The 10,440-nt window shown below is 70.3% G+C and carries 1 protein-coding gene; it reads right to left on the reverse strand.

The window, feature by feature from the left end; all coding sequences use genetic code 11:
- Positions 1-10,440, reverse strand: a 10,440-nt coding sequence (locus ACWELQ_RS25865) for an amino acid adenylation domain-containing protein (RefSeq protein ID WP_452399636.1), incomplete at both ends; no start/stop codon positions are given.

A 10,440-nucleotide genomic window follows, 5' to 3' on the forward strand; every position in this document is an offset into this window, starting at 1 on the left:
AGCGGTAGGACCGCACCGGCGGCAGCACGGCGCTGTCGGAGTGCGTGGCATAGAGCACCAGCAGGTCCTGCATGAGCAGCGGCATGGACCAGCCGTCGAGCAGGATGTGGTGGTTGGCCACGGCCAGCTGGTAGCTGCCCGAACCGGTGCGCACCAGCGTGTAGCGAATGAGCGGCGGTTCGGTGAGGTCGAAACGCTGCACCCGATCGGCGGCCAGAATCTCCGCCGCGCGCGCGGCGCGGGCCGCGTCATCGGCGATATCGGTGAGGTCGTGGTTGGTCCACGCCACCTTCACACCGTCGATGACCACCTGCACCGGCACGCCCGACGCATCGTTGACGTAGGCGGTGCGCAGGATTTCGTGCCGCTCGAGCAGCGCCTGCGCGGCCGACCGCAGCCGGTCGGCGTCCACCCGTCCTTCGAGGGTGAGCACGGCCTGTGCGGTGTAGACGTCCACCGAGGTGGCGGCGAGCTGCGCGTGGAAGAGCAGACCGCCCTGCAGCGCCGACAGCGGCCACACCTGGCTCAGCTCGCCGTACTTGCGCTCCCAGCCGTCGATATCGGCCTGGGTGACGTGCACCAGCCCGAAGTCGGACGGGGTGTGTCCACCGGCCTGCGCCGATTCGGCGTGCTGCGCAACGGCTTCCAGCGCCGCGGTCCACAGCGCCGCGAACTCGGCGATCTCCTCGGCGCCCAGCAGCGTGCTCGGGTAGCCGATATTCGCGGTCAGCTTGTCACCGGTCACGATGGCGTTGATGTCGATCGGGGCCATGGCGGGCATGTCGGCGTCGTAGGCCCCGGCCAGATCGGCGAGGTCGGCGGCGGGGATCCAGCCGAATCCGCGCAGCGCCTCGGGCACATCGGCGTCGTTGACGCGGCCCAGGTAGTTGAAGCTGACCTGGCCCGGCAGCTGCTTGGGCAGCTGCGCGGCGGTGTCGGAGTTCATGTAGCGCAGCAGGCCGTAACCGATGCCCTTGTCCGGCACCGAAAGCAGTTGCTCCTTGACGGCCTTGATGGCGCGTCCCATGGCGGGACCGCCGGTGAGAGCGGCGTCCACGTCGATCCCCGACAGGTCGAAGCGCACCGGGAAGATCGCGGTGAACCAGCCGACCGTGCGCGACAGGTCGGCACCGGGCACGACCTCTTCCTCACGCCCGTGGCCTTCCAACCGGACGAGGGCAGACTTCTCCCCCAGTCCCTTGGCGGCACGGAACTTGGCCACCGCCAACGCGAGCGCGGTCAGCAGACCATCGTTCACGCCGCCGTGGAACAGCGCGGGCACGGTGGTCAGCAGCGACTTGGTGGCCTCGGCCGACAGCTCGACGCGATGCTTGGCGATGGTCGCGGTGACATCCACGGCCGGATCCATGGCGCGCTCGGTGAGCAGCGGATCCGGGCCCTCGACGACCTCACGCCAGAACGCCAGCTCGGCGACGCGCTCGTCGGTGGCGGCCTCCCGCTCGAGGGCGTGCGCCCAGGTGCGCATGGAGGTGGCCGGGGCGACCAGCTCGGGAGTCTGTCCCGCGGACAGCTGACCCCACGCGGCGACGAAGTCCGGCACCAGGATTCGCCAGGTCACACCGTCGACCACGAGGTGGTGCGCGGCGACGACGACGCGACCGGCCCGAGAGCTGTCCGACGGTTCCAGCCACACGAACCGGATGACCTGTCCGGCAGCCGGATCCAGCTTGTCGAGGGTCGCATCCAGTGCGGCGGTGGCGATCTCGACCAGCTGCGCGTCGGTGACGGCGGCGTCGAACTCGGTGCGGTCGATCAGCGAATCCGCGTCGATCGTTCCGGCAGCGGCGGTCTCGACGATCCAGTCCGCGTCCGGCACCCGGCGCAGGCGCGCCCGCAGCATGTCGTGGCGGTCGATGACCGCGCCGACGGTGGCGGCGATGCCCGCGCGATCGATGCCGATCGGCAGCTCCAGGGCCATGGTCTGGTTGAACCGGCCGAACTCGCCCGGCCGTCCGGCCATGAACCGCACCACCGGCGTCAACGGCATGACACCCACGCCGCCGCCGGGCAGCTCGGTCAGCTGCGGCGTCGAATCGTCCTGGCCGTCAGCGGTTTGCGCGACCGCGGCCAGCCCGGACACGGTGCGCTGCTCGAACACGTCGCGCGGGGAGAACACCACGCCGCGCGCCTTGGCCCGCGACACCAACTGGATGGAGACGATCGAGTCGCCGCCCAGCGCGAAGAACGAATCGTCGATACCGACCCGCTCGAGGCCCAGCACCTCGGCGAAGACTTCGGCGATGGTGTGCTCCAACGGATTACGCGCGGCTCGGAAGACCACCTCGGTCGCGAAGACCGGCTCGGGCAGGGCCCGGCGGTCCAGCTTGCCGACCGGGGTCAGCGGCACCCGGTCGATGACCATGACCGAGGACGGCACCATGTACGCGGGCAGACGGCCCTCGACGTGCGCGGTCACGGCCGCGACATCGATCGAATGACCCGGCGTGGCAACCACGTACGACACCAGCGAGGTCGCGCCCGCGGCGTTCTTGTGGCCGACGGTGACCGCGAAGTCGACGCTCTCGTGCGAGGCCAGCGCGGCGTCGATCTCACCGAGCTCGATGCGGAAACCACGCACCTTGACCTGGAAGTCGGACCGGCCGACATATTCGACCAGGCCGTCCGGCGTCCACCGCACGACGTCGCCGGTGCGGTACATGCGCTCGCCGTCGACGTAGGGGTTGGCCACGAAGCGATCGGCGGTCAGGCCCGGCCGCGCGTGGTAGCCGCGCGCCAGCTGGATGCCCGACAGATACAGCTCACCCGCGACACCCACCGGAACGGGCCGCAGCCGGTTGTCGAGGATCAGCGATTGCATGCCCCGGATGGGGCCGCCGATGGTGACCAGATCACCCGGCACCAGCGCGTCGCTGATATTCGTCATGATGGTGGTCTCGGTGGGGCCGTAGCCGTTGTGGAAGGCACGAATCGTGCCGTCCGCCAACGGAACCGCCCACTTCTCGACCAGATCGGCCGGTACGGCTTCACCACCGGCGACGAGCACGCGCAGCGAGTCCAGGCCCGCCGGTCCGAAGGTGGACAGGGCGGCCGGGGTGATGAAGGCGTGAGTGGCCTGCTCGCGGCGGATCAGCTCGGCGAGCTCCTCGCCGCCGTAGGTGCCCGGCGGGACGACCACCAGGGTGCCGCCCTTGCCGATGGCCAGCAGGAATTCCAGCATCGACGCGTCGAACGACGGCGACGCGAAATGCAGTGCCCGCGAGGAGGAATCGAGCGCATAGCGTTCGGCCTGCTCGACGGTGAAGTTGGCCAGACCGGCGTGGGTGACCACGACGCCCTTGGGCACACCGGTCGAACCGGAGGTGTAGATGACGTACGCCGGGTGCTCGGGGCTCAGCGGGCGTACCCGCTCCGAAGCCTCGATCGCGGTGTCCGCGAACGCATTCAGCTCCAGCTCGTCGAGCACCAGCCACTCGACCGAGTCCGGCATGTCCGCGCGCACCGACGCCACGGTCAAGCCGACCGGCGAGCCCGAGTCGGTGACCATGTGCGCGATGCGGTCGGCCGGGTAGTTCGGGTCGACCGGCACGAACGCCGCACCGGTCTTGGTGACCGCCCATTCGGCGAAGTACGAGTCGTCCGACCGCGGAATCGCGACGGCGACCAGATCCTCGGTGCCGATGCCGCGCTCGATGAGCAAGCGCGCCAAGCGGTTCGAGCGGGAGTCCAGCTCGCCGTAGGACAGACTGCGCCCCTGGAACACGACCGCGGGGGCGGCCGGATCGATGGCGACGGCGTCGGCGATCAGCTCCGGGAGGGTGCGCGCCGGGACGGCGGGCAGGCCGAAGCGGGCGACCAGATCGGTGCGCTCGGCCGCGTCCAGGATGTCGATCGCGCCGACCCCGATCTCGGGGTTGGCGGCGACGGCTTCCAGCACCCGCACCCAGCGCTGCGCGAACCCGGCCGCGGTGGCCTCGTCGAACAGATCCGTGGCATAGGTAAGCGCCAGTGCCATACCGGATTCGGCGTCCGACAGCGTGAACTGGAGATCGAACCGCGAGATGTTCTCCGCGAGATCCAGCGTCGACACCGCTAGCCCGGGCAGTTCGATGCTGGTGCGATCCAAGTTCTGGAACGCCAGCATGACCTGGAACAGCGGGTTTCGGGCCTGCGAGCGCTCGGGGGCCAGCAGTTCCACCAGCCGCTCGAACGGCACGTCGGCATTGCCGAAGGCGTCGAGGTCGGTGTGGCGGGCCCGATCCAGCAGATCGGTGAACGACTCGGCCGGGTCGATGCCGGTGCGCAGCACCAGCGTGTTGACGAACATGCCGACCAGGTCGTCCAGCGCGGCCTCGCCTCGACCGGCGACCGGGGTGCCGATGGCGATGTCGTCGCCACCCGACAGCCGGGCCAGCAGCACCGCGAGAGCGCTGTGCATGACCATGAACAGCGACGAACCGCGCTGCCGGGCAACGTCTTCCAGACCCGCGATGAGCTCGGGCGAGAGCGTCCGCGCCAGCGTCGCACCGCGATGCGAGGCGATGGCCGGACGCGGGCGGTCGGTGGGCAGGGCCAGCTCGTCGGGCACGCCGCCGAGCACCCGCTGCCAGTAGGCGACCTGCCGGGCCATGATCGAGGACGAATCCTCTTCCGAGCCCAGCACTTCGCGCTGCCAGACGGCGAAGTCGGCGTACTGCACCGCCAGCGGGGCCCAGCCGGGCACCGCGCCCTGGGTGCGGGCGGTGTACGCGACCATCACGTCGCGCGCCAGCGGCGACATGGAGAAGCCGTCACCCGCGATGTGGTGCACCACCACGACCAGCACGTGCTCGGTGGCGTCCTCACCACCGACGCGGAACAACCGGGCGCGCAGCGGAACCTGCTCGGCCACATTGAAGCCCAGCGTCGCGAACGCCGTCACCGTGGTGACCAGATCCTCGGCCGTGACCGTGACCGGCCGCAGGTCGAGCGCGATCTCCTCGGCCTGCACCACCACCTGCATCGGCGTGCCGCCGTGCTCCGGGTAGCGGGTGCGCAGCGACTCGTGCCGGCGGACCACATCGGCGACCGCGAGTTCCAGTGCGGCGGTGTCGAGCTCACCGGTGAGGCGGATCGCCAGCGGCAGGTTGTAGGCCGCCGAGGAGGTGTCGTACTGGTTGAGGAACCACATGCGCTGCTGCGCGAACGACAGCGGCACCAGCTCGCCCGGCGTGCGGGCGCGGCCCACCAGCTTGGCGCGCGAGGCGCCGTCGGCATGCGATTCGATACGGGCGGCCAAAGCCTCGACCGTGCTCGCCTCGAACAGGGTCCGCACCGCGACCGTGGTGTCCAGGGCGGCACCGATACGCGACACCACGCGGGTGGCGATGAGCGAGTTGCCGCCCAGATCGAAGAAGTCGTCGTCCAGGCCGACCCGGTCCAGGCCGAGCACATCGGCGAACACACCGGCCACGGTTTCCTGGATCGGGGTCTCCGGCGCACGGAAGGCCCGCGCCTGCACGGCCGGGGCCGGGAGCGCGCGGCGGTCCAGCTTGCCGTTGACGGTCAACGGAATCCGGTCCAGCACCACGACGGCCGAAGGAACCATGTAGGCCGGTAGCAGTTCGGCGGCACCGTCGCGCACGGCGTCCACGGCGACCGCGGCACCCTCGCCGGGCACCACGTACGCCACGATCCGCTGATCGCCCGGCTGGTCCTCGCGCACGATGACCGCGGCCTGCGTGACGCCGTCCTGCGCCAGCACCGCGGACTCGATCTCGCCGAGCTCGATACGGAAGCCGCGCACCTTGACCTGATCGTCGGCACGGCCCAGGTATTCCAGCTCGCCGAAACGGTTCCAGCGCGCCACGTCACCGGAGCGGTACAGGCGCTCACCCGGGATGCCGAACGGGCTGGCGACGAAGCGGGTCGCCGACAGGTCCGGGCGGCCCAGGTAGCCGCGCGCCAATTGCGGTCCGGCCACATACATCTCACCCGCGACACCAACCGGAACCGGGTGCAGGCGGTCGTCGAGCACGTACACCCGCAGGCCCGCGATGGCCCGGCCGACCACCGACCCGGTGGCGGCGGCGATGGTGTCGGCGTCGAGCACCCGCACCGACACGTGCACGGTGGTCTCGGTGATGCCGTACATGTTGACCAGGTACGGGGTGGAATCGCCGTGGCGGGCAACCCAATCCGACAGACGCCGCAGCTCGAGCGCCTCACCGCCGAAGATCACGTAGCGCAGCGCCAGCGGCTCGTCGCTCGCGGAGATCCGATCGGCCTCCGCCAGCTGGTAGAACGCCGACGGGGTCTGGTTGAGCACCGTGACCCGTTCGCGGCGCAGCAGTTCCAGGAACTGCTCGGGCGAACGCGACACGTAGTAGTCGACGACCACGAGCTTGCCGCCGTAGAGCAGCGGGCCCCACAGCTCCCACACCGAGAAGTCGAAGGCGTAGGAGTGGAACAGCGTCCACACGTCCTCGGGCCCGAAACCGAACTCGCGATCGGTGTTGGCCATCAGCCGCACCACGTTGCGGTGCGCCACGGCCACGCCCTTGGGGCGGCCGGTCGAGCCGGAGGTGTAGATGACGTAGGCGACGTGGTCCGGGCGCAGCGGGCTGCGCCGATCGGCGTCGGTGACGGGCGCGTCGGCCGCGTCCTCGATGTCACCTGCCTCCAGCGAGAACCCGTCCAGCAGCACCTTGTTCAGGTCGTGCGGCAACTCGACCTGCACGGTCGAATCGGTGATCACGCTGGTCGGCTTGGCATCCGAGAGCACGTAGGCGATGCGGTCGGCCGGGTTGGTCGGATCCATCGGCACGTAACCCGCACCGGTCTTGATCACGGCCAGCAACGCCACGACCAGGTCCGCCGAACGCGGCAGCAGCACCGCCACCAGCGATTCCGGTCCCGCGCCCTCGGCGATCAGCCTGCGCGCCAGCACGTTCGCGCGCCGGTCCAGCTCGAAGTAGCTGAGCTCCTCCTCGCCGAAGCGCACCGCGACCTGCTGCGGGTAGGCGGCCACGGCCAGGTCGAACAGGCTCGACAGGGTGGCGTCGCTGTCGCCGATGTCCTCGCCCGCCGAGACCCAGTTCTCGGCCACGTCGTGGCGTTCGCTCTCGCCGAGCAGGTCGATATCGCCGATGAGGGCGGCCGGGTCCTCGGCGACCGTGCGCAGGACGCGCACCAGGCGGTCGGCGAAGGAGGCCACGGTCTCGGCGTCGAACAGATCGGTGGCGTAGTTCCACGACAGACCGAGCGAGCCGTCGGCGCGCTCGCTCACGGTGAGCTGCACGTCGAACTTGGCGGTGCCCGGGTCGAATTCGACGACCTCGAGCTCCAGGCCCGGCAGCGATACGTTCTGCGCGTCCTTGGCGCTGGCGGCCTCGAAGGTCAACGCCACCTGGAACAGCGGGTGGTGCGCCTGCGAGCGGACCGGGCTGAGCACGTCGACCAGCCGCTCGAACGGCACGTCGGCGTGCGCGAACGCGGCCAGGTCGGTGCGGCGCACCTGGGCCAGCAGGTCGCGGAAGGCGGCGTCCGGGCGCACCTCGCTGCGCAGCACCAAAGTGTTGACGAACATGCCGACCAGGTCGTCCACCGCACGCTCGCCGCGACCGGCGATCGGGGTGCCGATGGCGATATCGGTGGCCCGCGACAGGCGCGACGCCCACGTGGCCAGCGCGGCGTGCACCAGCATGAACAGGGTGACGTCGTGCTCGCGGGCCACGCCGGTCAGGGCGCGGTGCAGCTCGGCGTCGATCGAGAAGTCATGCGTGCCACCGGCATTGGTGGCGACCTCCGGCCGCGGCCGGTCGGCGGGCAGCTCGATCTGCTCGGGCAGATCCGCCAGCTGAGCGGTCCAGTAGGCGACCTGCGCGGCGGCGATCGACTCGGAATCGGTTTCCGCGCCGAGGATCTCGCGCTGCCACAGCGTGTAGTCGGCGTACTGCACCGGCAGCGGCGACCAGGCCGGAGCCTCGCCCTCAGCCCGGGACAGGTAGGCGGCCACCACATCCCGCAGCAGCGGACGCAGCGACGCGCCGTCGGCGGAGATGTGGTGCAGCACCAGCACGACCACGTGCTCGGTATCGCTCAGGCTGAGGACCGTCGCGCGGAAGGGTAGTTCGCGGGTGACGTCGAAGTGGACGCTCGCCAACCCGACGATGCGAGCGGTGAGCCCGCCCGCGGTGACCGGCTCCGCGCCGACCTCGAACTCCACCTCGGACACCGGCAGAATCCGCTGGTAGCCGTCACCCTCGACCTCGGGGTACACGGTCCGCAGCGACTCGTGCCGCGCCAGCACGTCACCGATCGCGGCGCGGAAGGCGTCGAGATCCACGGCACCGGTGAGCTTCAGCGCCACCGGGATGTTGTTCACGGCGGTGCGGCTGTCGAAGCGGTTGAGGAACCACATCCGCTGCTGCGCCAGCGACAGCGGCACCAGCTCGGGCCGCTCCTGCGCGACCAGCGCCGCGCGCGCACCCGTACCGACCCGCGATTCCAGCTGCGCGGCCAGCGAAACCACCGTGGTGGCCTCGAACAGCGCGCGCAACGGGATGTCGGCGTCGAGGGCCGCGGACAGGCGCGCGATCACCTGGGTGGCGATCAGCGAGTTGCCGCCGAGCTCGAAGAAGTCGTCGTCCAGGCCGACCTGCTCCAGGCCGAGCACGTCGGCGATGGTGCCCGCGACGGTCTGCTGCACCGGGGTGACGGGCGCACGGTAGGTGCGCGCCGCGAAGGTCGGCGCGGGCAGCTGCTTGCGGTCCAGCTTGCCGGAGGCATTGAGCGGGAAGGCGTCCAGCACCATGAAGGCGGCCGGAACCATGTAGGCCGGGAGCTGTTCGGCGATCGCGTCCCGCACGGCATCGACATCCAGCGAGCCGTCGGCGGCGACGAGGTAGGCGACCAGCTGATCGCCGGTGCGCTCGTCGTGGCGGACCACGACCACCGACTGCGCGACCGACGCCAGCGCGGTCAGCGCCGACTCGATCTCGCCCAGCTCGATGCGCAGGCCGCGCAGCTTCACCTGGAAGTCGGTGCGGCCCAGGTACTCCAGCTCGCCGTTGCCCGTCCAGGTGACGAGGTCACCGGTGCGGTACATGCGCGCGCCGTCACCGAACGGGTTGGCCACGAAACGATCCGCGGTCAGGTCGGGCCGGGCCACGTAGCCGGTGGCGAGCTGATCGCCCGCGAGGTAGAGCTCACCCGCGACACCCACCGGAACCGGCTTCAGCCGCGAATCCAGCACGTACACCTGGGTGTTGAAGACCGGCGCACCGATCGGCACCGACGCCACATCGGCGTCGACGACCTCGTGATAGGTGACGTCGACGGCGGCCTCGGTCGGGCCGTACAGGTTGTGCAGGCGCGCACCGGTCAGCTGCCGCAGCTTCTGCGCGGTCGGCGCGGGCAGGCCCTCACCGGAGGCGAAGACATTGGTCAGGCTGACGCATTCGGCCGCGGCCGGTTCGGCCACGAAGACCGCCAGCATGGACGGCACGAAGTGGGTGACCGTGACGCCCTCGCGGACGATGATCTCGGCCAGGTAGGCCGGATCGCGGTGGCCGTCCGGCTTGGCGACCACCAGGCGCGCGCCGACCTGCAAGGGCCAGAAGAACTCCCACACCGACACGTCGAAGGTCGACGGCGTCTTCTGCAACACCACGTCGTAGGCGGCCAGCCCGTACTGGGCGTGCATCCAGACGAGACGGTTGACGATCGCGGCGTGCGAGACCGCGACACCCTTCGGGCGTCCGGTCGAACCGGACGTGAAGATCACGTAGGCGGTATTGCCCGGACGCAGCGGCGAGAGCCGCTCGGCATCGGTGACCGGACCGTCGGCGAACTCCGACAGCTCCAGCTCGTCGATCCGAACCTGGCGCGCCTCAACGCCTTCCAGGTCGTCACCGGAGGTCAGTACGCAGACCGGTTGCGCGGTCTCGAGGATGTACTGGGTGCGCTCGGCCGGGTGATCCGGATCCAGCGGCACGTACGCGCCACCCGCGACGGTCACCGCGTACATGCCCGAGACCAGGTCGATGGAGCGGCGCATGCCCAGCGCCACAAAGGATTCCGGTCCGACGCCCTCGGCGATGAGCCAGCGCGCGAGCTTGCGGACCCGCGCCGCGAACTCGGCGTAGGACAGACTCGTCCCCTCGTACGTGACCGCGGTCGCGTCGGGGGTCAGCGCCACCTGGGCCTCGAACAGCGAAACCAGCGTCGCCGCGGCGCCTTCGGTGACCTCCGGCAGGGCGGCGTCCAGCTCGAACGCGGTCTCGTTCCAGCCGACCAGCAGCTTGCGGCGCTCGCAGTCGCTGAGCAGCTCGACCTCGCCGACCAGCTGGGTCGGGTCGGCGGCCACGGCGGTGAGCATGCCGACGAAACGCTGCGCGAACACATCCGCGTAAGCGGCGTCGAAAAGATCCGTCGCGTAGACGAGTTCGGCGTCGATGGTCGAGTCGCAGTCGACGACCT

It is taken from the genome of Nocardia sp. NPDC004722 (assembly GCF_053601505.1).